Source organism: Streptomyces avidinii (assembly GCF_014650695.1).
GTDB lineage: Bacteria > Actinomycetota > Actinomycetes > Streptomycetales > Streptomycetaceae > Streptomyces > Streptomyces avidinii.
The window spans coordinates 412,634-435,777 of sequence record NZ_BMVL01000002.1 but is presented as its reverse complement, the minus strand read 5'-3'; the positions used below and the strand labels follow the sequence as shown (position 1 = coordinate 435,777).

23 protein-coding genes and 3 pseudogenes are annotated in these 23,144 nt (G+C 70.4%); 12 read left to right on the top strand and 14 right to left on the bottom strand.

The annotated features are described in order from the left end of the window. Positions 1-212: 212 nt before the first annotated feature. Complete coding sequence (locus tag IE257_RS06185; protein WP_189965468.1) at positions 213-566, top strand: PRC-barrel domain-containing protein; 354 nt, start codon at positions 213-215, stop codon at positions 564-566. An 809-nt stretch (positions 567-1,375) separates the two neighbouring features. Further along, entirely contained in the window at positions 1,376-1,942 is a 567-nt protein-coding gene (locus IE257_RS06180; protein ID WP_189965466.1) for a hypothetical protein, read from the top strand. 125 nt (positions 1,943-2,067) lie between these two features. On the opposite strand, the gene IE257_RS06175 is transcribed toward IE257_RS06180, so the two are convergent. After that, positions 2,068-2,292 (bottom strand): hypervirulence associated TUDOR domain-containing protein, encoded by a 225-nt coding sequence (locus tag IE257_RS06175; RefSeq protein ID WP_189965463.1) that lies wholly within the window; start codon positions 2,290-2,292, stop codon positions 2,068-2,070. Between the two features lie 137 nt (positions 2,293-2,429). After that, positions 2,430-3,386, bottom strand: a complete 957-nt coding sequence (locus IE257_RS06170; RefSeq protein ID WP_189965461.1) for a TIGR03557 family F420-dependent LLM class oxidoreductase — start codon at positions 3,384-3,386, stop codon at positions 2,430-2,432. 1,289 nt (positions 3,387-4,675) lie between these two features. On the opposite strand from IE257_RS06170, the gene IE257_RS06165 reads away from it, so the two are divergent. From IE257_RS06165 to IE257_RS06155, 3 genes are read left to right on the top strand one after another with little or no spacing between them, the layout of a single operon-like run. Further along, on the top strand, positions 4,676-6,649 hold the full coding sequence (locus IE257_RS06165) for a LodA/GoxA family CTQ-dependent oxidase (protein ID WP_189965459.1): 1,974 nt from the start codon (positions 4,676-4,678) through the stop codon (positions 6,647-6,649). Then, positions 6,646-7,839, top strand: a complete 1,194-nt coding sequence (locus IE257_RS06160; protein WP_189965457.1) for a tryptophan 7-halogenase — start codon at positions 6,646-6,648, stop codon at positions 7,837-7,839. The genes IE257_RS06165 and IE257_RS06160 overlap by 4 nt, the downstream gene beginning before the upstream one ends. Beyond that, positions 7,836-8,456 (top strand): hypothetical protein, encoded by a 621-nt coding sequence (locus tag IE257_RS06155; protein WP_189965455.1) that lies wholly within the window; start codon positions 7,836-7,838, stop codon positions 8,454-8,456. The genes IE257_RS06160 and IE257_RS06155 overlap by 4 nt, the downstream gene beginning before the upstream one ends. Before the next feature lie 513 nt (positions 8,457-8,969). Here the strand turns inward: IE257_RS06155 and IE257_RS06150 are convergent. After that, positions 8,970-9,329 carry a CAP domain-containing protein gene (locus IE257_RS06150; RefSeq protein ID WP_189965453.1) on the bottom strand — a complete coding sequence of 120 codons (360 nt, stop codon included), beginning with the start codon at positions 9,327-9,329 and terminating at the stop codon, positions 8,970-8,972. Positions 9,330-9,826: 497 nt separating this feature from the next. Next, positions 9,827-10,264 (bottom strand): hypothetical protein, encoded by a 438-nt coding sequence (locus IE257_RS06145; RefSeq protein WP_229920156.1) that lies wholly within the window; start codon positions 10,262-10,264, stop codon positions 9,827-9,829. A gap of 189 nt (positions 10,265-10,453) precedes the next feature. Here IE257_RS06145 and IE257_RS06140 point away from each other — a divergent pair, with 189 nt between their 5' ends. Continuing rightward, positions 10,454-10,699 carry a hypothetical protein gene (locus IE257_RS06140; protein WP_189965451.1) on the top strand — a complete coding sequence of 82 codons (246 nt, stop codon included), beginning with the start codon at positions 10,454-10,456 and terminating at the stop codon, positions 10,697-10,699. 319 nt (positions 10,700-11,018) lie between these two features. On the opposite strand, the gene IE257_RS06135 is transcribed toward IE257_RS06140, so the two are convergent. Next, positions 11,019-11,621, bottom strand: a complete 603-nt coding sequence (locus tag IE257_RS06135; protein ID WP_189965449.1) for a DUF2867 domain-containing protein — start codon at positions 11,619-11,621, stop codon at positions 11,019-11,021. Between the two features lie 94 nt (positions 11,622-11,715). On the opposite strand from IE257_RS06135, the gene IE257_RS06130 reads away from it, so the two are divergent. Continuing rightward, positions 11,716-12,276 (top strand): TetR/AcrR family transcriptional regulator, encoded by a 561-nt coding sequence (locus IE257_RS06130; protein WP_189965447.1) that lies wholly within the window; start codon positions 11,716-11,718, stop codon positions 12,274-12,276. A 336-nt stretch (positions 12,277-12,612) separates the two neighbouring features. Then, positions 12,613-13,002: a hypothetical protein gene (locus IE257_RS06125; RefSeq protein WP_229920155.1), complete on the top strand. Its 390-nt coding sequence runs from the start codon at positions 12,613-12,615 to the stop codon at positions 13,000-13,002. Between the two features lie 35 nt (positions 13,003-13,037). Here IE257_RS06125 and IE257_RS39580 read toward each other — a convergent pair. From IE257_RS39580 to IE257_RS06115, 3 genes and pseudogenes are all read right to left on the bottom strand, one after another. Beyond that, positions 13,038-13,151 (bottom strand): annotated as a pseudogene (locus tag IE257_RS39580) (integrase); the annotation flags it as partial. A 52-nt stretch (positions 13,152-13,203) separates the two neighbouring features. After that, entirely contained in the window at positions 13,204-13,869 is a 666-nt protein-coding gene (locus tag IE257_RS06120) for a hypothetical protein (RefSeq protein ID WP_189965445.1), read from the bottom strand. A 176-nt stretch (positions 13,870-14,045) separates the two neighbouring features. After that, entirely contained in the window at positions 14,046-15,356 is a 1,311-nt protein-coding gene (locus IE257_RS06115; RefSeq protein WP_189965443.1) for a TraB/GumN family protein, read from the bottom strand. Between the two features lie 121 nt (positions 15,357-15,477). Between IE257_RS06115 and IE257_RS37925 the strand changes: the two genes are divergently transcribed. Continuing rightward, complete coding sequence (locus IE257_RS37925; RefSeq protein ID WP_229920154.1) at positions 15,478-15,771, top strand: hypothetical protein; 294 nt, start codon at positions 15,478-15,480, stop codon at positions 15,769-15,771. On the opposite strand, the gene IE257_RS06105 is transcribed toward IE257_RS37925, so the two are convergent. The 4 genes and pseudogenes from IE257_RS06105 to IE257_RS06095 all read right to left on the bottom strand — a co-directional run bounded on the left by IE257_RS06105 (position 15,725) and on the right by IE257_RS06095 (position 18,239). Next, positions 15,725-16,234, bottom strand: coding sequence for a GNAT family N-acetyltransferase (locus tag IE257_RS06105; protein WP_189965441.1), 510 nt, complete (start codon positions 16,232-16,234; stop codon positions 15,725-15,727). The genes IE257_RS37925 and IE257_RS06105 overlap by 47 nt on opposite strands. Before the next feature lie 111 nt (positions 16,235-16,345). Beyond that, positions 16,346-16,519 (bottom strand): annotated as a pseudogene (locus IE257_RS38855) (TetR/AcrR family transcriptional regulator C-terminal domain-containing protein); the annotation flags it as partial. A 53-nt stretch (positions 16,520-16,572) separates the two neighbouring features. Next, positions 16,573-16,800 (bottom strand): annotated as a pseudogene (locus IE257_RS39325) (TetR/AcrR family transcriptional regulator C-terminal domain-containing protein); the annotation flags it as partial. A 185-nt stretch (positions 16,801-16,985) separates the two neighbouring features. Then, complete coding sequence (locus tag IE257_RS06095) at positions 16,986-18,239, bottom strand: protein-glutamine gamma-glutamyltransferase (RefSeq protein WP_189966193.1); 1,254 nt, start codon at positions 18,237-18,239, stop codon at positions 16,986-16,988. A gap of 1,378 nt (positions 18,240-19,617) precedes the next feature. On the opposite strand from IE257_RS06095, the gene IE257_RS06090 reads away from it, so the two are divergent. Next, positions 19,618-19,959: a hypothetical protein gene (locus IE257_RS06090; protein WP_189965437.1), complete on the top strand. Its 342-nt coding sequence runs from the start codon at positions 19,618-19,620 to the stop codon at positions 19,957-19,959. A gap of 343 nt (positions 19,960-20,302) precedes the next feature. Here IE257_RS06090 and IE257_RS06085 read toward each other — a convergent pair whose 3' ends face one another. Both IE257_RS06085 and IE257_RS06080 read right to left on the bottom strand, forming a co-directional pair. After that, the gene (locus IE257_RS06085; RefSeq protein ID WP_189965435.1) at positions 20,303-20,455 is read right to left on the bottom strand and encodes a hypothetical protein; all 153 of its coding nucleotides are present in this window, start codon (positions 20,453-20,455) and stop codon (positions 20,303-20,305) included. A 309-nt stretch (positions 20,456-20,764) separates the two neighbouring features. Continuing rightward, a complete protein-coding gene (locus IE257_RS06080) occupies positions 20,765-21,412 on the bottom strand; it encodes a hypothetical protein (protein WP_189965433.1) in 648 nt (215 codons plus the stop codon). 233 nt (positions 21,413-21,645) lie between these two features. Here IE257_RS06080 and IE257_RS06075 point away from each other — a divergent pair, with 233 nt between their 5' ends. Further along, a complete protein-coding gene (locus IE257_RS06075; RefSeq protein WP_229920153.1) occupies positions 21,646-22,062 on the top strand; it encodes a DUF4279 domain-containing protein in 417 nt (138 codons plus the stop codon). A gap of 423 nt (positions 22,063-22,485) precedes the next feature. Further along, positions 22,486-22,902 (top strand): hypothetical protein, encoded by a 417-nt coding sequence (locus IE257_RS06070; RefSeq protein ID WP_189965431.1) that lies wholly within the window; start codon positions 22,486-22,488, stop codon positions 22,900-22,902. The last annotated feature ends 242 nt before the right edge of the window (positions 22,903-23,144 follow it).

The following is a 23,144-nucleotide window of genomic DNA, read 5'->3' as shown; positions in this document are numbered from 1 at the left end:
CGATGCAACTGGTCTCGTACCCGACGGTAGGGCTCTCCGTCGGGAGCCGTTCCGAACCGGCCGGTGTGCGTGGAAGGTCTCTCGTCCGGGTGGCAGCTGTGGCGGTTGGCGTAGCCGCAGGCTCCGGCCGTAGCCGCAGCGGGGCAGGGATGGGGGCGGCGGCCCCCACACCGGCGGCCGGGCGACCACCCAGTCCAGAAGAGGAGATTCCCGTGACCGAGAACCTGTGGAGCTACAACCCGGAGTCGCATTACAACCCTGGGACCAACCTGGTCGGCTTCAAGGTCGAGGCCAGCGACGGGCACATCGGCAAGGTCGACGAGGCCACAGCGGAGGTCGGCTCCTCCTACCTCGTCGTCGACACCGGCCCGTGGATCTTCGGCAAGGAAGTCCTCCTGCCCGCAGGCACCGTCGTCCGCGTCGACATGAAGGAGGAAAAGGTCCACGTCAACCTGACCAAGGAGCAGATCAAGAACTCCCCCGAGTACGACAAGGACAAGCACCGCGGCAACGTCGCATACCGCGAGGAGGTCGGCCAGTACTACGGCCACGAGATGGGCATCTGACCGACTGGTCCGCCGCGTGGGGCTGTACCCGAACCGTTGGGTTCGGCCCGTACGCAGTGGGGACCGACCCGGGACCGACCCCGGCGGCCCGCGCGTAGGGGCCGGGCCGGCGGGAGTCTCTGCCGACACGGCGCACGAGACGCTGCTCGCACGCGCCGACGAACGGCGCCACACCCTGATCGAGGAGTGCTGGATCACCCTGGGCCGGGTGCGCTCCCGCCAGGCGGCTCCGGCTGCCCCAGGCGTCCCCACCGCCCCAGGCAACTCCTCCACCGCCCCGGTGCCCCTCCGCTCGGCCGGAGGGTCGAGCTGTCCTGGCCCAGCAATGGCGTCACATCCCCCGCTCAGCGGCGTCGCCGCCACGAGGCGATCGCCGCGCGCCGGGCCGTGTGGCTGGAGGACCCGGACCTGGAGGGCCGCCGCTACCTGCTGATCGGCGGGGACCCGGCGGGCCAGTGGCTGACCAGGGCCTGGCTCCCCGTACCCCACGACGGACTCCCGAAGGCGGCCGTCGGGTTCCTGCGGCAGCGAGCCGGACCCTTCCCCGCCGCCACCCGCGCCCTGCTGCGCCGGGCGGTCCAGCTGTGTGCCGGCCCCTTGGGGTGGCCAGCCGTGCCCCGCTCCACCGTCTCCGGTGAGGTCGAGGCGGTCGCCGGCGTGACCCCCGTACAACACGTCCTGGACGCCATGGCCGGACCCGCGGTCCTGCTCACCCCGCTGCGCTCGGAGAACGGTGAGGTCGAGGACTACCGCATCGACGCGGCCACGCCCGAATCGGTGGACGTGGCCGGGCGGCGGGGCAGGAACTCGTGGGCCGCCTGCTCCTGGAGACGTACCCGACCATCGCGGGCACGGCCGTGTGGGACGGGTACCTGGAGACGCTCACCACGGGAACCACATACGAGGGCGAGCCCTTCACCTACCAGGAGGTGGTCGCCGGGGTCGCGCGGAAGTCCGGCCACTCGGTCCGCGCCTCCCGGCTCGACGACCACCTGATCGTGTCCTGGCTCCGGCACGACACCAGCGAACGCGAGACACGCCGCCTCAGCGACATGCAGAGGCTCGGCAACCTCGGATGGGCGAGCTGGAACCTGGTCACGGACACCGTCACCTGGCCCGACCAGGTCTACGCCGTCTTCGACCGCGACCCGGCCGACGGGCCGATGGCCCTGGAGGAGCTGCCCGACACCTGGTCACCGAAGAACCTTCCCGCACTGGCCTCCGCCGTCGAACGGCTGCTGGGGACGGGCAGGCGATCGACCAGGCATTCCGGATCGTCGGCTCGCACGGGGTGCGCCACGTGCGGATCGTCGCCGAGGCGAACCGGGCCCTCGACGGCACCCCCATCGGGGTGCACGGCTTCTTCCAGGACGTGAGCGCGCAGCGCGGCGTCGAGCAGGCGCTCCTGGAGAGCGAACGTGCCGCGCGCCGGACACCGCGTGGCCACGCACCGCGTGCGCGCGCAGGCGTTTCGTGAGCGCCGGACGGCGGCATGCGGGTCTCAGGAGCCGCCCTTCCAACGGAGCGCCTCGGGCCTGTGGACGGCGGATCGCCCTGACGTGTGGCTCTCCACCTCGTACTGGGGTTCTTCCCTCCTGGCGTCGACCGTGCGACCTGCGGCACGGGTCCGCTTCGTGATCTTCTTCTTCACCTTCCCGGGGACGGTCCGGCCATGACTTCTCCACGAGACCTCGTCACCTCGGCGGAGGTCTTTGCCGTCGCTCATGTCTGCCTCTCGATGAGTTCGGTCGCTGTGGGCCGCGCCTGCCCGCACCGGCCGGGGTACGCCCCGGCCCGCTTGCGAGGCTCGAACGAGGCGGCCCCACCCCAGGAGGTCCCGCGCTCCGTTCCCGGCGCAGGGCGTCAGCGGTTCAAGGCGGGAAGAACCTTGTCGCGGTAGGCGGCGAAGAAGTCTTCCTGGCCCTGCCCGACCTGTCCGACGTACACCTCGTCGAACCCGGCCGTCACGTAGGTGCGCACGGCATCGACGTGCTCTTCCACGTCAGGGCCGCACGGTACGGAATCGGACACCTGCTGTCGGGTGACGAGCTCGGTCGCCTGCTCGAAGTGGGCAGGCGTGGGAAGGATCTGGTTCAACTCGCCGGGCAGGTGCTCGGTCGGCCACAGGCGGTGAACGGTGTCGACTGCATTTTCCCGGTTCTGGCCCCAGCAGACCTTCAGCCCTCCGACGACACGTTTGCCGTCGCCGCCGGCCTCGCGGAATGAGCTGACGGCGTCCTCGTCCGGGGCCATGGTGACGAAGCCGTCCCCGATGCGGCCGGCGAGCTCGGCCGCTTTGGGGCCGAAGCCCGAGACCAGGATGGGTAGGGGACCCCGGGGAGCGGTGTAGAGGCGGGCGTTGTCGACCGTATAGTGCTTGCCCCGGTGGCTGGTCCGGTCGCCGGTGAACAGCTTCCGCATCACCTCCACGGCCTCCTCCAGCATGTCCGCCCGCTCGTCGAACGCGGGCCACCGGTCGCCGAGGACATGCTCGTTGAGGGCTTCACCGGTGCCCACACCCAGCGCGAACCGGCATCCAAGCAGCACGCTGGAGGTGGCTGCCGCCTGGGCGGTCACTGCCGGGTGCAGCCGCACGGTGGGGCAGGTGACGAGTGTGGTGACGGGCAGGTCCACGGTCTGGGAGAGGGCGCCGATCATCGACCACACGAAGGGGCTGTTGCCCTGGGCGTCCGTCCACGGGTGGTAGTGGTCGGAGATGGCCAAGCGGGTGAATCCCGAGTCCGCTGCCAGACGCGCCTGGTGCAGCAGTTGCGCCGGGGTGAACTCCTCACAGGACAAGAAATAGCCGAAGGACGTCATGTGCTCGTTCCGTTCCGTGCCGTGCTGCTCGGTTCCGTCGCCCCCCAGACCCGGCTACCCAGGTCTGCCGCCCGAACACGTCCGGACACTCGCTCGGTGCTTCGTCATCCGGGATGCCCCGGCCCGGTGGATCGTCGGACGTCCGACGGGGCCGCCGCGTCGGCGGGCGGTGCCCACGGGGGCCGTCCGCCCTTGCGCCGGGCGGGTGAGATCCCCGGCGTCAGCCGTTCCGAGTCGACGCCGCGACCCGTTCGGGTGCGGAGAATCGGTGTCCGCGCCCCACGGAAGGGGAGGCGAGTGGCGGCGATCCTGTGGTTCCTCGAGCATCAGCTCGATCTTGTCCGCCTCGTCCGTGGCGCCGGGCACGTCCTCGACGTGCCCGAAAGTCCTCCACCGCGACCAGATGACACTGCGCGTCCACGACGGCGGGTGACCGTACGGCGCGGCCAGGGCTTTAATCCTGCGCGTCACCGCTGTACCGGCTGCGTGCCACCGGCACCTCGCCCGCTGCCAACCGCTCTACGGCGCCGCGGGTGCCCCGGCGGTGCCGGCCCGGCGCGAGGCCCGCGGCGAGCACGAGAACTGTGTCAGCACCCTCGCACCGACCGCGCCATGTCCTTGGCCGCGGGCCCATGGGCGACGCGACGCGATGCTGGTCCGTCCGTGCCGATGGCGGAGGTCAGCCCCGGCACACCGCCGTGCCGCCCGAGGACGCGTCATTGCGCTTGCGCTCAGCAAGCTGACGGCGCAGCTGACACGGGTCGGCCCCCGTTGCCGAGCCCTTGCGCGATGCCAAGACGGGGCGTTCGGCCGTTGTCGTGCGCCCCGGTTGTGCGCTTGGCCAGATGGCGGGTCGGGTGATCGTTTCCCCGGTGAACGGCGTCACCCACACGGTCGTGAACCGGAGGCCGGTCAGTGCCAATGGGTGCCGTTGCCCGCTATCCACGTGGTCAACGAACACGCCGCGGAAGGGGCATGTGGGATGTCGAGTGTTGGGGTCCGGCTGGGTGCGCTCGTGATTCGCACGATCGGCACGCGCAAACCCGACCAAGACCTCGCCCAGCTGCCCCCCTCCGGCGACGCCTTTGAAGGAAGTCGAGGCCGTGCCGCTCGGCTGGGCGGATGCGGACGTCAAGGCCGCCGAGAGCTTCTTCGCTCACCACTTGGCGAAGTTTCGATGCTTCGGGGCACCGTCGGATCGATCGGTCCTCACCCATCACCGGGCCGCCCGCCGGTGTGGCACGACGCCCCTGCGACCTGCACCCTCCCGGAAGGAACCCGCAACCACCATGAGTGACGACATCGCCTACGCGAAGATCCACCCTGCGATCGGAGTGGCCCGGGTGGGCAACAGCACCCGCGACGACGGCTGGTACTACGGCCCCGAGACACTCGACCCCGATCCGATGCCGGCCGGCTCCCTCAAGGACGACACCGGCGCCTTCAAACGCCAGGCGGCCCGCTTCCGCCTCTACGGCTACGACAGCGCCGGCAACGTCGTACGCGAGCTGACGAACAACAACGCCTCGATCGAGTGGGGTGTCCACGTCGCGAACCAGAAAGCCGCCTGGTACGAGTTCAGGCTCGCCCTCGACATCCCCGACACGCGGGGCCACAGCACGCCGAGGCGCAACAAGGGCATCGACCGCCGCAGCCTCGTCATCGACCCCGGCCGCAAGACCCTGCGCGCCGGCACCGGCCAGACAGTGGAGTTCACCGGCGGCACGTTCCAGGGCATCCCCGTCCCGCTGGGCCGGATGCACACCGACCACGAGGGCCGGCTCGTGGTGCTCGGCGGCTCCGGCCGGTCCGCCGCGAAGAACAACGAGCCACTGCACTCGTACGGTAACAACGACGGCTGGTACGACGACATCTCCGACGGCCCGGTCACCGCCACCCTCAGCGTGGACGGCCGCCCCATCGAGGTCCGGCCCGCCTGGGTCGTGGTGGGCCCGCCCAACTACGCACCGGACATCAAGACCGTGCGCACCCTCTACGACCTGCTCCTCGACGTCTTCGTCAGCAAGGGCCAACTGCCCCGGCCCGCCCAGGTGTCCTTCAAACACCACATCGCGCCCCTCCTCGAGCGCTTCAGCAACCTGCAGTGGGTCAACAAGGGCTTCGCCACCCACTTCGGCTGCAACGGCCCGCAGGACTTCACCACCACCGAACTGCAGCGCCGCCTCTCTCAGCCCGGCACCGTCTACCGCGAGCTGCGCCGCCAGGTGTACACCGCCATGCGCGACTACGAGCGGGACGGAGTGGCGCCGATGACCTGGCCGTGGTTCTACGGCGACGGCATGACCAGCCGCCCCAAGTCACCGCGGCAGTACATGACCCTGTCGGCCCTCCAGATGGACATGCTGCTCAGGTGGTCCAAGGGCGACTTCGTCGAAACCTCCGGGCCCGACGCTCCGCGCCGCTTGGAGGATGCGCCCCTCGCCGAGCAGCCCGGGCTCCTGGACCGCGCCGCCCTCGACTTCTGCCTCGCCGATGCCTTCCACCCCGGCTGCGAGGTGACCTGGCCGATCCGGCACGCGACGATGTTCGCCGAACCGTTCCGCATCCTGCACCGTGCCGAGGGAGAGGCGGAGCCGGACTATGGCGAGGAGCTCACTCCCGAGACCGCGCTGGCCGCCGACGGTCCTCTGCACGCGCAGGGTCCGGGCGGCCTGACCCGGTGGATGGCCATCCCCTGGCAGACAGATACCGCCAGCTGTCGCTCGGGCTACGAGTCCACCGCCGGTCTGGGCCCCCGGTACGACCCCCACCTGCCGACCTTCTGGCCCGCCCGGGTGCCCAACCACGTGCTGACCGAGCGTGACTTCCGGATCGTCAACAAGGAGGGCGGCCTGACACCCTCGGAGGACGAGCGCACCGCGGCGTTCGCCAACCGGGCCTCCTGGCTGCGAGGCCTGAAGGGCACCTACGAGGAACAGTTGAAGCAGGCCACCGCGGAGTGGCACCGCTTCGGAGTCGTGGAGACCCGCCGCTACACCGTCGGCGACAACCACTACCCGCCACGCTTCCAGGTCGAGTCCGAACCCGGCTTCTCCCTCGAAGGAGTGCCGGACGACCGGAACCTGGTCACCTTGCACGTACCGCAGACCGCCGACGACACCACCCGCGACGCGGAGCTGTCCCGCCTCGCCGAGGACGTCGGCCTCGCCCCCGAGAACATCACCGTCGGTTACATCGACAAGCTCGACCCCTTCGGGGAGGAGGCCGCCAACGGCACCGGCCGCCACGAGGGTTCTTCGTGACGGCGGACCGCACCGGCCACCGGGCGTCCGCCGCGCCCGCGTACGACGTGGTGGTCGCCGGGGGCGGTCCGGCCGGCGCCGCCGCCGCCCTGGCACTGGGCCGTGCCGGCCGCACCGTCCTGCTCGCCGACGCCGCCACCGGACCGCCGCCCGTCGGCGAGGCGCTGCCGGCCGCCGCCCGGGTCCTTCTCCACGACCTCGACGCGCAGGACGTGCTCGACGGGCGGCATCACCTGCCCTGTTACGCGAACCTGTCCGCCTGGGGCTCGGACGACCTCGCCGCGCAGGACAGCATCCTCGACCCGCACGGCCACGGCTGGCACCTGGACCGAGGCCGCTTCGACCGGGAGCTGCGCGAACGTGCCCGCCTCCTCGGCACTGATGTGGCCGAACGCACCACGGCCCGCCCTGCCGGCCGCTCCGGCGACGGCACCTGGACCGTGGAGCTGCGCGGCCCCCGCGAGCGCCGCACCGTGCGCTGCCGCTGGCTGGTCGACGCCACGGGCCGCCGAGCGAGCCTGGCCACTGCGGCCGGCGCCCGCCGGGTGGTCCACGACCGGCTGGTCGCGCTCTGCCTGACCCTGCCCCCGTCGACCACACCGGCCCCGGACGCCTCGACCCTCGTGGAGGCCGCGCCGGACGGCTGGTGGTACACGGCGCTGCTACCCGCCGGCCACCGGCTGCTCGCCCGGTACACCGACGCGGACCTGCCAGGCCCCCGGACGGGCGGCACCGGGCTGCGCACTGACGTGGCCCGCACCCGCCAGACCAGCGCTCGGGTGTCCGCACACCCATGGCCGGCCGTCGCGGTGCGGCGCGCGCCCGCCCATACCGTCCGCCTGGATGTCGTCCACGGCGATGGGTGGGTCGCAGCCGGCGACGCCGCCGCCGCCTTCGATCCGCTGTCGTCGCAGGGCATCCTCACGGCCCTGTACACGGGCATGCGGGCCGGCCAGGCGGTCCACGACCACCTCGGCGGCGACCGCACCGCCCTCACCCACTACGCCACCGAACTGGACACGATCACCGCCGCCCACCTGCGCAACAGGCGCACCTTCTACGGCCTCGAGTACCGATGGCCACGGCACGCCTTCTGGCGCCGCCGCCACACCGCCGGCCCGGCTGATCGCGCCGACGGCCGGCCGAACACCCGACCCGACCCGATCCCACCCACAGGAGTTCCCGCATGACCACCACTGATGTCACCTCCTCGTCCGACGCCGATGCACCCCGCCACGGCCACAGGTTCCTGCTCATCGGCACCGATACGATCTTCGCCTACCATCTCCCGCTCTACCACGTCGCAGTCCACGCCTTCCAGATGATCACCAAGTTCGGCCTGGACGGCAGCCTGCGGAAGAAGTACCTCAACGACCTCGGAAACCACGAGGACCGGCAGGTGTACTACTCCCTGTTCTCCGAGGGCCACTGGCCCCTGAAGGAGATCGTCGACGGCACCCGTACCGCGCTGAAGGTGGAACTCGAGCGGGTGACCGTGGACAGCACCGGCGCTCGCACCTTCACCAAGATCCTCGATGAGACCACGCCACCTGCCGCAAGCAGGACGTCGTCCACTACAAGCCTCTCGACGCCACCGCCTACCCCGAGCACCTCACCTACCTCGCCTTCGGTGAGGGTTCCGAGGTCCACCTCGCCCACCAGCTCGCCGCCTCGCCGAACTGGGACGAGGTCATCACCACCTCAAACCCGGCTGGCTTCGAGCAGAGCGACCTCGACCACGCCGCCGCCGTCACCGTCCCGGCCATCAAGGACCCGAAGGGCGTCGTCAAGACGAGCCCTCTGGTGAAGGGCAAGCCCTACGAAGGCCTGATCGGTACCCGCGAGGTCACCTTCACGGCCGGGCGCCAGGGTTGGTGGAACCACACCAGCCTCAACAACAAGTAGCCGCGAACGTCGGGCGCCGCATCGTCCGTCTCGTTCGTCATCGCGCATGGCGGGCGGCCAGGTCATCGGCGCCTTGATGGCAGCCCGCCGAGCCGTCGCCGTCGAACCACCGACCTGAGACGCGGCCCCACCAGCCGAAAACTGATGGGGCCGCATCTGTCTTCCCTCCGCCTCCTCGGCCGTGCCCAAGGGGTGCCCGCGGTCTTCTCGTGCCAGATCGTCATCCCGTGCTGCGGTTCGACAGTGGGGATGGGTAGCGGCTTGAGGTCACAGGCCCGCCGCCACCTATCACCCGCCCCGGCCAACTCCCACCGCTACACTGTCAGTATCCCGGGCTCAGTATCGGCTCGATGAGCTCCCACTGATCGTCCTTCAGACGGCCGCACGCTCGGTGTGGCCGCCCGTGTGGGTCCGGTCACGCGTAGCGGCAGACGGTCACGCCGGCTGCAGCACCGCACCCCATCTTCGTGTAGTTCGTCTGGACCATGTTCCAGTAGTGGCCCCAGTTCCTGTAACCGGGGTCATCCGTGTTCCAGTTCGGGCCAGCCGCGTCGTAGGCGGCCTTCTCTCCGGCCCATTGCGACACAGCCTGGGATGGCCCGGCCCCCGACATGTTCTCGGCGCCGTTGTTGAAGCTCTCGTCGTGCTGGAGGCTTCCACCGGCGAGGGAAGCGGGATTGTCGGCCCATGACTGCGAGCCGGAGGCGAGAGCCGCGTCCCAGGCGAGGGGCGGTGCGCCTTCCGTCTGGCGTATCGCATTGGTGTCGTTCACCATGGCCGTCTGGTCAGCGGGGCTGACCTGGGCGGGAAGGCCGGCCGAGACGGGGGCGGACGCCGTTGAGGCTGCCCCCGACACCATTCCTCCGGCCATCAGTGTTGCCGCAATGGCCACGGCCCGACGGCGTGTACGAGAAAGTCTTCTCATTGCGACTCCCTGGTCGCACGGAAACAGCGGAGAGTGCCGACGCGGTTCACGACCGTCAACCGTCCTGCAGGAGGCGACACGGCCGGCAAGCACGATGGTGACTGAGCCATCGGCAACGCGGTGCTTTTATGAGGGCGGCCCATGGTCGTGGTCGCCTGCCCTACGGACAGCGTATGTCCAGGTGACGGGGGTGGCGAGCCCGGATGCTGCTGAAGAAGCAGACCAGCCCCGCCCGGGACCGTGCCCGAGCCGGCGCAGACCGATCACGAGGGAGTTGGCAGAGCCTGGCGGCCCGGACGGCGACGCTGAAAGCGGCTCGAGGCGCGGCCAACAGCCCCCGCTACGTCCTACTTCTCCTCCGGCTCCCAGGCGCGGAGCAGGTCGAGCAGCCCTGCGTCTCCGTCAACGTGCAAGAAGTCGGCCTGGATCCGGTCGTACAGGTAGAGGACCAGCTCACTGGCCGTGCCGTGGACGGAGGCGCCGGCTGCGTCCGAGTCTTCGCCGGTCGCGGCGGTGGGCGCGGGGATGCGGGTGGTGCATGCGCCGTCGCCGTCGACGCTGAGGCGCCAGGAGCGGCCCTCGGCGGCGTGGAAGTCGAAGGCCGTGGGCTTGTGCGGCCAGGCACTCGGCGTTGCGCAGACGGTGAACAGGGCCGTTGCGCACCAGGTGATGGCGTGCTGGGGCGGGAAGACGGCGCCGAGGTGCTGCCAGTAATCGGGCAGGAGGGTGCCGCCGACCCCGCCGGCCGCGGAGCCGCCCCCGATGATGAACAGGGTCGCGACCATGAGCGTGCCCTGGGGGACGATGAGGCGCTGGAAGGCGGCGGCCGCGAGAGCAACGGACGCGGCGTTCAGAACGAAGCACGGCAGCAGCGGCCAGAAGGCGCAGGGCCGCCCGATCGGCGCGGCCGGCGCCGACTCGAACGGGACGGGCTGGACGGCTGTTCGCGAGAAGACCGCCGGGCGCAGTCGGAGATGAATGCGATCTGCGCCGACCTGGAGCGCCAGGGCTGGACGTTGAATCCGAACGGCGACCGCCCCGACGCCTCCCGCAGCTACAAGCGCGGGGGCTGGTACCTGCTGGTGAGCGGGCGCGGGAAGACCCAGGCGCCGTCCACCACCTCCGCCTTGACCGACTCGCAGACCTACCTGACCCTGACCGGGCTCCGGCTGAACCTTTCCGACATACCCCTGCCCGAGATCACCGTCCGCATCGGCTGACCCCTCACGGGGAAACCCACACGGTCCTCCCGGGACACCCCGGCGCCCCGGGCCCGCGGCGAGGAGATGGCGGTCGACCGGGCGGCGGTCGACCGGGCGGAGTTGCCGGGAGACGTCGCTGCTTTCGTCACCGCGGCCGCCTGCCGGGTCCGGTCGGCGTGGTGGGTGACTTCACGACCGGCAGCCGGCGTCCACACCCTCAAGGCGTGCGAGGTTCTCCGTCGTCCGTGACGCGTCGCCGCCCTGGATGCGGTGGGAGGGGTGAGGCCCTTCTCCATGAGGTCGACGGCCCGGGCCGGCCAGGGAGTCGGCCCTCCGGTCAGCTCGCGTTTCGCCGGGCGGCGCTCGCCTCCCACTCGCGGCCGATCGAGCGGATCAGTGCCGGGTACACCCCGAGGTACCGGAAGGGCTTGATGGCGGCCATGTAGAAGGAGCCGAACAGTCCGTTCGGCTTCACCAGGACGGCCATCTGGCCGCGGTAGCCGCCGGCCCCGTCCGGTACCCAACCGATGTGCATCACGGCCTGCACCGTCCTGTTGGCCATCTCGGCGGCCCATTCGTCCTCCCGCTGATAGAGCGAGGTGAACGGGGACGAGCCGAGGTCGGGGCCCCGGGGGCCGTCGCGAAGGTCCGCCGGCAAGCGGTCGCGCAGGCTCGGCCGCCGGACACCGGTGTCGGAATCGGGTTTGTCCCAGCCGAGCAGGGCCCCGAGCTTCCAACGGACGGCGAAGAGCATTCGGGAGACGAAACCGTCTCCGTTCACCCCACCCCTGATGCCCTCGGCGATCTGGCCCACCAGCAGCGCGAGGTCGCCGGGTCCGCCGGGCGTGGGCAGCGCCCACACGTCCTCGACGGTGAAGTCGTCGGCGACCTCGTGGATCCGCCACGGGCGGTCGGTGTGGTCGGTTCGGGGAAGTCGCATGGCCGGACCCCTGTCTATACGGTGGCGTACAGATCGAGTGTAGGCACATCTGTACGCCCCCGTATACTTGGCGGTAGGTGAGGAGGCACACAAGATGGGCGCGACCCGCACACCCCGCGGAAAGTGGATCGAAGAAGGCCTGCGGGCCCTCGTCGCCGGCGGTCCCGAAGCCGTGCGGATCGAGGCGCTGGCACAGGCACTCGGTGTCAGCAAGGGCGGCTTCTACGGCTACTTCCGCAACCGGGACGCGCTGCTCACCGAGATGCTCGACACCTGGGAGTACGAGGTCGCGGAAAGTGTCATCGAACAGGTGGAAAGCGGCGGGGGAGAGGCCAGGGCCAGGCTGACGCGACTGTTTGACATCGTCGCCGCCGGCACCGACGGTCCGGTGCGGGGCACCACCGCCGACATCGCGATCCGCGACTGGGCCCGCCGCGACGCGGCCGTCGCCGAGCGTCTGCGCCACGTCGACAACCGCCGTATGGACTACCTACGTTCCCTGTTCTCCGCCTTCTGCCCCGACGAGGACGAGGTCGAGGTCCGCTGCCTGCTGGCCGTCTCGGTGCGCATCGGCAACCACTTCAACGCCGCCGACAACGGCAAGCGCAGCCGCGCGGAAGTAATGGAGCTGATCGTCCGGCGGCTGCTGGAGTAGCCCCAGCGGCGGGGTCTCCGGGGGCCCGCCCCATGGCTCTGCTCGGGGCGGCCCCGGGGCCGAACGCCAACCTCGCCTTCGGGCGGGCGGGCTGAGCGAGGCAGTGCGGCCCCAGCCCCTGCGGCCCCCTCTGCTTCGGCGCGGGCCTCGGGGCGTGGCGGGCCGGACGCGGCCGGAACCCCTGCGCTGCGCGCCCGCTACGACTTCCGCCCGCGGCCGACCACCTCTCGATCCCGTCGAGGCAGGGCGCACTGCTTGTCGAACCGGTGCCGGGCCCTGTCGAGCTCCTCGTCGATGCCGATGTCCGACAGGCCCTCGCACTAGGAGGTGTCCTTGGTGACGGCCGCTTCCGGCGAGGCCGCCGGGGCTCATGCGCTCAGCGAGTTCGTCTATCGCCAGCCCCGGACCGCCGCCGAGACCCTGCTCGTGATCGAAGCGGTCGGCGACGACCCCTGGGGCGGCTACGGATGCGACGGTGACGAGCACTGGACGGCGGAGACCGTCCGGGAGGGGTGGCGGAACCGGGGCCGCGTACTGGAGCACCTGGCCGCCGGGCGGAGCGATGGGGAGCGCATCGACGCGTCCTACGACCAGGGCACCGCCGCCGCCGTCCGTGACTACGAGGCCTATATCGCGGGCGGGTTGGAACAGAGCCTGCGGATCTACCTCCACTGGCTGCTCGAGCGCCGCTCCCCGACAGCGGATGCCGTCCTGCCCTCGCTCTGACGCTGTGACGGCGAAGGTCCATCGGGTTGCTCGGTTCAGGTGGCGGGAGTGGGCCGGCCTCCGCGGCGGAGCCCTTTCTCGCTACGGAGGCCGGTGCGCTCGCGTCGTTGTGCTGCGAGGACCTCGGCGTGGCGGGCGTTCGCCGGGCGCCGGGGTCCGGCCGGAACACGGAAGGGGCGCCGCCGCCCTCGGGCGGGCCTTTCACCGCCCTGTCGGCCGCCGCGGCCGCCGGCGCCGCTTCTCGTACGCCTCCCGGACCCCGCCGGCCAGCCCCAGGAGCATCGCCGCCCCGACCGCCACCGCGGCAGCGGTGCGCAGACCCCAGCCGTGGACGTCCCCGGCAGCCCGCGGGGAGACCTTGTCCTGCGGGTCGTGCACCACGGCCAGGGACTCTCCCTCCTTCGCGAGCCGCGAGGGGGTGTCCAGGTGCTCCGGGCCGCCGGCGGGGCAATCCAGGCGGTGGTCGTACGAGGTCCGGGTCGTGGAGGTCCAGTGGCCCTCGGCATCCATGGAGGAATCCGTCTCGGTGTGCTCGGTGACCCTCAGTACGATGCAGCTGATCTCGACGCCCCGATCCTCCAGCGCGCTGTGCCCCACGGACACCAGTGCCAGGATGGCGCCGAGGCCGGCAGGGAGCGCGGACAGCGCGATGAGCGAGGCCCCGCGCCGCGCGGCGAGGGCGGCGTGCCAGCCGAGCAGGACCAGCGGGAGCAGCAGCCCGCCGAGGAAGAACCCCCAGTTGTCCAGCGACCCGTACGCCGACTTCCAGGCCACCCCGTACGCCACGGCCGCGGTCAGCGGCGGCGCGGCCAGTGCCACTGCGGTCCGCCAGAGCCCGCGTGCCCATCCCCCATGCCAGCCCGCCATACCCGCCCCCGCTGTTCGTACCTGTGCGTTCCAGGTAACCGCGACGCCACGGGGCACGTAAAGAGCCGGCCTCCCCGGGCGGGCAGGCGGTGTTGCAGACCCGCCACGGCTCTCTGCTTCAGCACCGGTTCCCGGACCTTGCGGCCGCAGCGCCGCATCGGCCCGGCGGCCTGCCGTCAGGAGTTGGGCAGGCGGCGGAAGCGGTCGTCGTCCTGATAGCCGACCGCCGGTATGCCCAGCAGGTCGTCCACGCCGGGAAAGCCCTCGTCCGCCCGGAACTCCGCCCCGTGCACCGACGCGTTCTGCGGCGGGCCCGCGTACATGCCGGTGTGGGCGCTGCCCAGTTCCATGAGGTAGCCGCCCGCCGCCGACGGGTGGCGCCGGTCGTCGGTGACGGCTTGAGCGGCGTAGGTGTTCATGGCGGCGACGCGTTGGTAGAGGGCGGTCGCCGACATCGGGGGGCGGCGGGCCGGGCGGCCGTCGAGGCCCTTGACCCGGATGTGGTGTGTCCGGGCCGCCTCCAGCACCGCTCCCAGTCCGGTCGCGCCCAGGTTCATGTTGCTGTCGTAGCGGGCGACGAACGTCTGCAGTTCGGGGCTCATCGTCCCGTCGGCGAGGTACGCGTCGACGAATGACTGGTATCCGTCGTCGCGGATGCTCTCCAGGTAGAGGGTGCTCACGCCGGCGGCCCGGATCTCATCCATGTGCGTGCACAGGAACTGCCAGATGCGTGCCCCGGAGTGGGTGCCACCGATCGCCACGCCTTCGAACTGCTCCAGCAGCGCGCGCAGGTCGCCCATCGCGTCCTGGGAGCCGGCGCCGGCCAGGGTGTCCTCCACCGACTGGTGGCGCTGCTGCCGGTCCTCGGGAGTCTCCGTGTACGCGTCGCGCGTGACTCGGGCGTCACGGCCGAGTTGTGCGTCGCGTGCGTCCTGGCGGTCCCAGTGGCCGCGGGTGCGCGGGTCGGCGCGCCCGATGCCCTCCAGTACATCATTGCGTCCGGCCGTCGGAGGGACGTCCGGCGCGAGCCTGCGCATGTTGCCCAGGTTGTAGTGGAGCAGCTGGTCGGTCTCCTGGAGCGTCTGCGGGTCCGCGTCGACGGCTATGCGCTGCTTGTTGACGGCGTCCCGGACGGCCTGCGGCAGACTCTGCCACTCGTCCGCCGTCAACGCGTTCGGTGTACGGTCCTTCGCGCGGGAGTTGCGGGGACCCCGCACCCGCAGCGCCGGGCCCGGAGGATGCTGGTGCAGCTCGTCCTGCTCCATACGCTGGACTACGGGAGCGGGGCCCGACGGCAGCTCCGCGGCGTGCGCGCGCCGCTGTGCCTCGATGAGGCGGGAGACCACCGTGTTCCCGGCGAGGCGCTGGAGTTGCAGCATCGACTCCGCGGTCGTTGCGCCGCCGGACCGGGACTGCCGCGCGGCCTGCGCGGCTCCCGAGCGCTGCGGTCCTTTCCGCTGCTCGTCACCGGTCTGCTGCACCCGCATACGGCGTCCCCTCTGCGACCTGGACTGGGACGTCCAGTGTCACTGCCCCGCCTTCCTCGGCAGCACGTCCGGAGGGGCACGTCCGGGTGCAGGCGCCCTGCCCTTCACGCGTGGAGTGCGAGTGGGTAGGGCGGGGCTGCCGACCCTCGCGTCCTTCCTGATCACCCGGCTCGGCAACGTGCCGTTCAACGGCGAGATCAAGGAATGGGCGCTCGCCTCGGCCCCGGCCGATCACGCGGAGATCCTGCGACGCCGGGATCTCTTCAACAACCTGCGCACACTCACCGCCCTCACCGTCCTCACCGCCTTCGCGCTGCTGATCGTCCTCCCCCCGTGGCCGGCCGACCACGCCGGTCGCACCGATCCCGTCAGGCCAGGTCCGTTCCGGGGTCCACGGACCAGTGGTTGGTCCTGAAGACCCGTCCGGCGAAGGCCACGTCGGTCTCGGAGACGAAACGGAAGCCGACCGAGCGGCAGATGCCGTTCGAAGCGGCGTTGCTCGTCGCCGGGAAGGCGTGCACGACTCCCCAGCGGCTCTCGTCCCGGGCCCGGGCCAGGAGCATGCGGACGGCGCGCTTGCCCAGGCCTTGCCCTTGGAACCGCGGAAGTACCATCCAGCCGATCTCGGAGATCGGTCCGTCATCGGTGTGGTGGGACCAGAGGGTGACCGTCCCCGCCACCACCTCGGGGGTGGCAGGATCAGGGACGATCATCTTGAACCAAGCAAGGTCCGCGGCCGCCTGCTCGGCATCCCTGCGAACCTTGGCCGCCATCTCCTCACGCGGCTGGGGGCCGCCGAGGTCAGCCATCATGTCGGGATCGCATCGCATCCGAACATAGGCATCGACATCGCCGGGCAATACGTTGCGCAACTGCACTGGCTCCTCCTCGTGTTCATCAAGGATGCCCGCACAGCGTCGATCAACCCGGTCCCCACGGCCTGCAGCCTCGACGGCAAGGTCGTCGCCCTCGGCCGCGTACCGACCCGCTCAGCGACCCAGTCGGGCCGCGAGCCCGTCGAGCACACAGTCCAGGCCGAACACGAACTCGACGTCGGGGTCGGGTTCCTCGGCTTCGAGGACGCGGCGGGCGAGCATCGGGTGTTCGCCCGCGGCGAGGACCTCGCTGATGTAGGGGCCGACGCTGCGCTGCCACTCCTCCTCGCTGAGCCCCCGGTACGTTGCTCCGCGCGTCGAAGGGCCTGCTGGGCGGCGACCGAACCCAGCACGTACGCGTGCACGGCGCCGAGCGCCTGCGAGGCCAGGGTGATGTCGGTCGTGAGCGCGACGGCGGCGCGCAGCGCGGACTCGGACCGCCGCAACGAGTTGGGGCCGAGCGCGGGCCGCCCCGCCAGTTCACCCGCCAACCAAGGATGCCGCAGCAGCGTTGCACGCAACGCGTGCGCAACCGCTGCCAGATCGATCCCACGTTCGCGGAAGGCCACAGCGCCGCCGGCCACCGTCGGCCGACGGCGCTGCTCTCAGCACCCCGCCGGTGCGCGGGCGGTCATCGGGCCGCGAAAGCGGGAGTGTGGGTGATCGAAGGGTTGCCCGCTCCGCATGTGGCATGTGGCATGTGGTGGGGCGGGGCAGTTGCGCGGAGGGAGTGTTCGCGGTGAGGGGCGGGGTGTTACGGCCAGCCCTGCTTCACCTTGGCGGGTGCGGTGTTCCAGTCCTTGGGTATGAAGGTAACGATGTAGGTTCCGCGGTCGAAGTCCGTGTAGCCGCTGGACCAGCTGCGGAACTTGCTCTCGTATACCTGCATGGGCCCCATGGCGCCGCCGGGCGAGTGGTAGTGGTTGGCGTGGGTCCATATGGTGTTGTCGGGATTTGCTTCCTTCTGGTCCCCGAACCAGCCGTAGTCGAAGTTGACGTAGCTGTCGCCGGGCTTGACGGGGCTGCGCGAGGTGTTCCTGTCCTTCGACATGTCGACCAGGCCTGTGCTCTGGTTGGGGCGGAAGGCGTCCGGGTCGCCGTACTTCCTCTTCTCGGAGGGGTTCCTGGGGTCCTGTCCGCTCCAGAAGTGCTTCGAGTAGATGACCGCCTTCATCTTGGACGGGTCGTGGTTGCCCCCGTTCCTGTCCTTGAAGGCCGGTGTGTTCCTCAGGGCCGAGTAGAAGTTCGAACGACTGTCCTCTTTCCACAGAGCGTCGTTGTTCTTCGCGAGTTCTGCCTTGAGGTTGCTGAGATAGGCCCCCTCGTCGTGGGCGTTCTCCAGCGCCTTGTTCATGACGGACGCCACATCACGAGCCCGGTTGAACCCCTTCGTCTCGTCGAAGCTCTGTTTGGCGATGCGCCCCTCGAACTCGGCCCGCGTCTCGCCCGGCCGTGGGCCGGTGGTCTCCAGAGCCTTCTTGTACTCGTCCTCGTCAAAGGACGCGAAGGCCAGCTTGTTCGTCGGGTAGGGGCCCGAATTGACCCAGGTGACGCCGACGCACCCGTAGGACAGCTGCTCCCGCTGCTCTTCGGTCATCTGCTGAGGTTTGCCGTCGCGGTGGCTGTAGGCCTGCTGCCACTTGCGTATGTAGTTGCTGATGCCGGTACTGGCCCTGTCTCCGCGGGCCCGGTAGGCGTCAGGCATGCTGTCGAGCGGCTCGGCGGGAGGGGTCACCCTGTCGCCGGCCGATGCGGAGGCCCTGAGGGACTCGGTGGCACTCGGCAGTAACCCTCCCGACGGCTTGCCGGGCTGACCCAGATTCAGAGCCTTCTCGTTCAGTGCGTTGATGTGCCCGATGTCATCCACTGTCAGACCGTGCTCTTCGGCGTAGGACCCCTTCTCGCCGTCGGGACTGCCGGCTGCCTGGCTGACCGATGGCGTGAGACCAGCGGTGCACATGACTACGCCCACCGTGGTGAGGGCGAGAAACCCCGAGTGTTTGTACATGAAGATCAAGAACTCCTTCGACAGTGGAATTTCGTGAATGCAGGGCATGCGAGAGAGCTGCACGGCGGACGAGAACGTGGCGAGCTGCTGATCACGTCATGGCCGCGCACCTCTGCGTCGTCGCGCCGAATAGCGGTAGAACACCGGCACGAGGAGAGCCAGTGGACGCGCGAGACAGCCTCGGTCGTGTGCCGTGGGCAGTTGACGGGCGGATGGCCGTGTCTTGCTCGGCCGACCAGGGACTGTCGTGGTCAGAGCCGGCTCCGACCACCACCCCGTTCGGGCCGGGTCGGCTGCATCGGGGCAGGTGATGACGACGCGTGTCCGACCGCGTGGTCTGCGTCGGCGCAGTGGCGGCGCCCGGCGTGCGGGGCGGCATGCATGAAGCCGTGCTGCCACGCGGACCCGCTCGGCGTGAACGGCCGTGCCTACGCAGATGTCGTAGTGCGGGAGAAGCTGAGAACGGCCTGCGCGGGGGCCGAGACGAAATGCCCCCGATTTCCTCTGAGTGGCTTTGCAGGTGAGTTTCAGCAACGTCCGTTGCTCAGGAACCGGAATCCTGCATTGTGGCCCCGGGTTGCAGGTACCGGAAGGCAGCTGGCAGGCCGTCCGGTCTCATCCCGTGGAAAGGGTTTGCTATCACGTCTCGGCTCCCGGGTGGGTAGTCAGGTTGTACGAGAAGTGATCATGTCCCGGTGCCAACTCCCCGACAACACCGCGGCTTCAGAACCGGCCACGCTGTCCAATAGGGCGGTATTCAGTCATCAAGGCGGGCGAGTCCGGCATCGGGAGACGTAGCGGCAGCATTCTCCCGCCCTTGGCGTACGGCCCGCGGCGAGACCGGTACCAGTGATCTCGGGAGTCCTGCGGAGTGGTGCACGACCGCGCTGTCGGCCGGGCCGAAGCGTTTCGGGCAGCGGTGGTGGCGATCCGCAAGCGGAGCCGCCGGTCCACGCGCTCCGGGTCTCAACCGGAGGAACGCCCGCCGCAAGGACCGCAAGGTCTTCGCCACTTCCCGCTGCGAGCCGTCGGTCGCTGCACTGCCCGCCCCAGGGCCGTCACAGGCCCTCGTCTCCCGCAAAACGGCTGGTTGCGATCTCTTGGCTTCGGGGTGGTGGGGGCGAGGGACAGCGGACTTCGGGGCGTTGTTGCTGGTAGCAGACTGCTCCGTTGTCGGAGGTGCGGCTGTGCTGCTGCCCGAACGGACGGCGTACCGACGACAGCGAAACCTTGACCACGACGCGGCCATGGCGACCCCGCCTTCGGCGTCTGCGAGGGCGCCGCAGGACAGCGGATCGACCACGTCTGAGTACGCGGTCACCCGGAGATGAGTAGCCCGGCGGCTGTGCGGCGCAAGTCACCCGCATTGGATGAGGGCATGAACGCATCCCCTTCCCTCTCCGCCCGCCCGGTGCAGTCCCCCTCGCCGACGGACCGTACCCGGCTGCGGGCCGCCGTGGCCGCCTTCCTGTTCCTGCCGGCGGCCGTGGCGACCGGCATCCTGACGCTGGCCTCGGAGCGGGCCTCCCGGTGCGTGACCTACGGCGAGCAGTGCACCCCGGGACTGCCCGGCTGGCTGTTCGAGTGGAGCGCCGGCCTCGGCGCGGTGGCGCTCCTCGCCGCACTGGCCGCGCCGACCGTGAAGGCGCGCCAGGCCGCACTCGCGGTCCAGATCTTCGCCGAGGCCACCGCGCTGGTGGTCATCCTCAGCCACGCGTGATCCGGCCGGAACAGGGGGAGCGCACCTGCCCGGCGACCGACCGGACAAGGACGGTGGAACCCGACCCGATCAGCTCCGGGTCGAGTGCACCAGCATCGACTACTTCGACGCCTCGTTCTGAACCCCGCCGGGGCGCACCGGCGGCGCCGCACATGGACGTGAGCACTGTGTCCGGGTGGGACGCCACCTCGTCCAGCGCGTCAACGGCAGGCTCCACCCAGTGCAGGGGTGCAATCGGTGCGACCGCTGGAGACGATCGACGAAGCTGTTGACGAGGGCCTGTCGGGGGAGTCGCGGCCGTGCCTGGCCGGCTCGGGTCGTGCTTCTGGGTGTTCGGCATGGCTCACAAGGCGGGGTTCTGGTGGTAGCGGATGCAGGGGCCGGGACGGTAGCGGCCCAGGAAGGCGGGACGGTGGGGCCCTTCGGCGATGCCGAGCAGGAACTCGGTGAAGGTGCCGGGGACTTCGTGCCACTCGCCCTCATCCGTTTCCACCACCACTCGCCAGTCGGCTGGTTCCGGTTCCTCCGGGAGGAAGTAGTAGACGGTGCCGTCCTCTTCTCCGCCTCATTCGATCAGGCCGCCCGGCCGGGGGTGGAAGGGGAACGGGTAGCGGCCGGGCCCAGTCGATGCCGAGGACGACTCCCGGGTTGCCATGGCCGTCTTCGCGGGGGCCTTGCGCGCCCGTGGGGCCTTTTTGACGCCGAGCTCGCCGAGCCGGGCCCGCTGTTCGTCGTTGAGTCGGCCCCGGTGAATGCCGACCGACGCACGCGCACCCTGATGTGGCAGCGGAGCTGCAGGATCTTGTCAGCCTCCGCTGCCGGTCGAGCCGCCGTGGCCTACGGCCATCCACGGAGGGGACTGCACGCGGCGTTGGACGACCAGGTCCACCTGGACGGCGGCGGGGGCGAGTATCTGTTGCAGCTGCTGGTGGAGGGGCGTGGTGTCGGTTGTCCACGGGAGGAGTGGCATGGGCCGGATCAGGCGGCCGTTCTTCAGGAGCACATACAGGGTGATCTTGGCGGACACCGGCTTCCGGTCACTCCTGTACGACTCGACGATGGAGTGGTCGATCCAGACCTGCTGTACGTCGGTGAGCGGCGTGGGCCGGTCCGTGCGGGAGCCCCGAACGAGGGTCATGGTCTCCGGGGCGGCCGCGGGCGACAACCGCAACCGGGTCACGTTCCGGAAGGCCCCGTACAAGATCACGAACGTGTTGACGACGAGTCCCACCGCGGCGGCGATCCCGACCGCAGCCCAGATCCGGCCGGGCCCCTGACTGAGGATCACCGCCATGACCACATAGACCGGGGTGCCGTAGAGGGCGCCGGCGGCGAGCGACCCGATGACCTCCCCGGGCCAACGCTCGGCGGCGGACACGAGCGGCCCGACTTCCTCGCGAAGCACCACGTCGACGACGTCAGGGTTCGAACGGTCGATCCGCACGATGTCCATGACACGACGTTAGGACGGTGTCACCGGTTGGGGAAGAGAGCGTGCGGTGCCAGGCGGCCCGGGCACGATGCGCAGCCCTGCTCGGGACGGCGGCCGCCAGGACGAAGCCACCGCCACCGGCCGGGCGATGTGGCGTCGGTCAGGTCGGACGAGCACGGTCCAGGGGTGGTTGTCGGCGAACACCCGAACGTCTCAGGCGTGTACAGCTGAATGTGCACAGGTACTCTCCCGGGATGCCTCTTGACCAGTACGTCTACTTCGCACTGTCCAGCGAGCGCACCTCCGCGCAGGAGATGACGGCGTTGTTGGGCATCGAGCCCGATGAGACGACAGTGCGCGGAAGCCGCCGAACCGAGCCGGCGATACCGGTCTGCCATAGCTGGAAGGTTGTATGCCGGGAGCCGGGCCTGCGAGTCGACGATCAGGTCGCCCATGTCCTGGACCGGCTCCGGCCGCACACAGATCGCATCGCCAAGCTCGCGAGACAGCTGAATCAGGAGCCCGAGCCGGGAAGCGCGGCAAGGCTGCAGATCGTGCGCTACTTCAGGGATGCCGAAGGCAAGCCGGGGCGGATCCGGCGGACGCCGCGGAGGGTCCCCATCTCCTCGGCTGGCATTTGGATCGGGACGTGTTGGACTTCCTTGCCGTAACTGGTGCGGTCCTGGATGTCGACGAGTACGACATGACAGGCTGAGCCTGTTCGCGCGTACCGCACTGGGCACATCGGCGAGTACGCCGACACCTGTCCTTGGCCACGATGCGGCCGCGCCGCTGGCCGTGCTCCTGGTCGAGACGGCATGGCAGCTGACCGCGGCGGCCGCGGACCGGCCGCTGGCCGCGCTGCGCGCCATGGGTGTGCTGGAGCAGGTCGCCACCCGGATGGGCCGGGAGGCCGTCGGCGCTGTGCGACGACGGTATGTCCGCCGAAGCGTTGGCCACCACGAGCGCGTCCCGCTATTCGCTCACCCACACCCCTCGTGCGCTACAGCGGCCGGCAGGGCGGCCGACCAGCCGGATCGGCCACCACGAATCCGCTTGGGACCGCCTGCGGACGACGCGTACTCTGTCGAGCCATGTGCTACCACGCGTTCAACGGCGCCTTCCGGCACTACGTGTGCGTCGCGTGCCGGCTCGCCTTCAAGGGCAGCACGTGGCCGATCCGGAAGCGCATCTGTACCAGCTGTCGTGAGCAGCTCGCCTTCGCCGGCTATGACTTCGCCGCGCCCCGACGACGTGACACGAAGGCATGGTCCGTCGTCGCGGCCGTGCTCGCAGAGGGACTGACCTACGATCACCGCCCGGGCTGCGGCTGCTCGCGGCTCCCCTCGTTCCGGCCCCGGACCCGAGCGCAGGTGCGTGTCCGGCGCCACGCGGCCGAGCGGCTGGGCCTGCCTCTGTCGGTGACCCTCGCCCGCCGCGACGCCTTCACCCCGGAGAGCCGCGACGAGCAACCACCCTCGCCATCGGCCGGGAAGCGCGACGCAACCTGAGCGTCGTGCCTACGACGGCACGGCCGGGACTGCCCTGGTCTGGCCACTGAGCTCCTGGCCCGTCTGCCCGGTCTTACGGTGCTCACCGCCCGCGTGCGGTGCGGCCCCTTCCACGGCAGGGCCGCACCGACAACCCTCGACGCCGGTGAGCTCGGCACCGACCACCAGTGGACCGCGAACGACCCCATGGCTCTGGCTGGCCGAGCGCATTGCCCGCGACATCGAGCCGCTCGGGCCGCGGC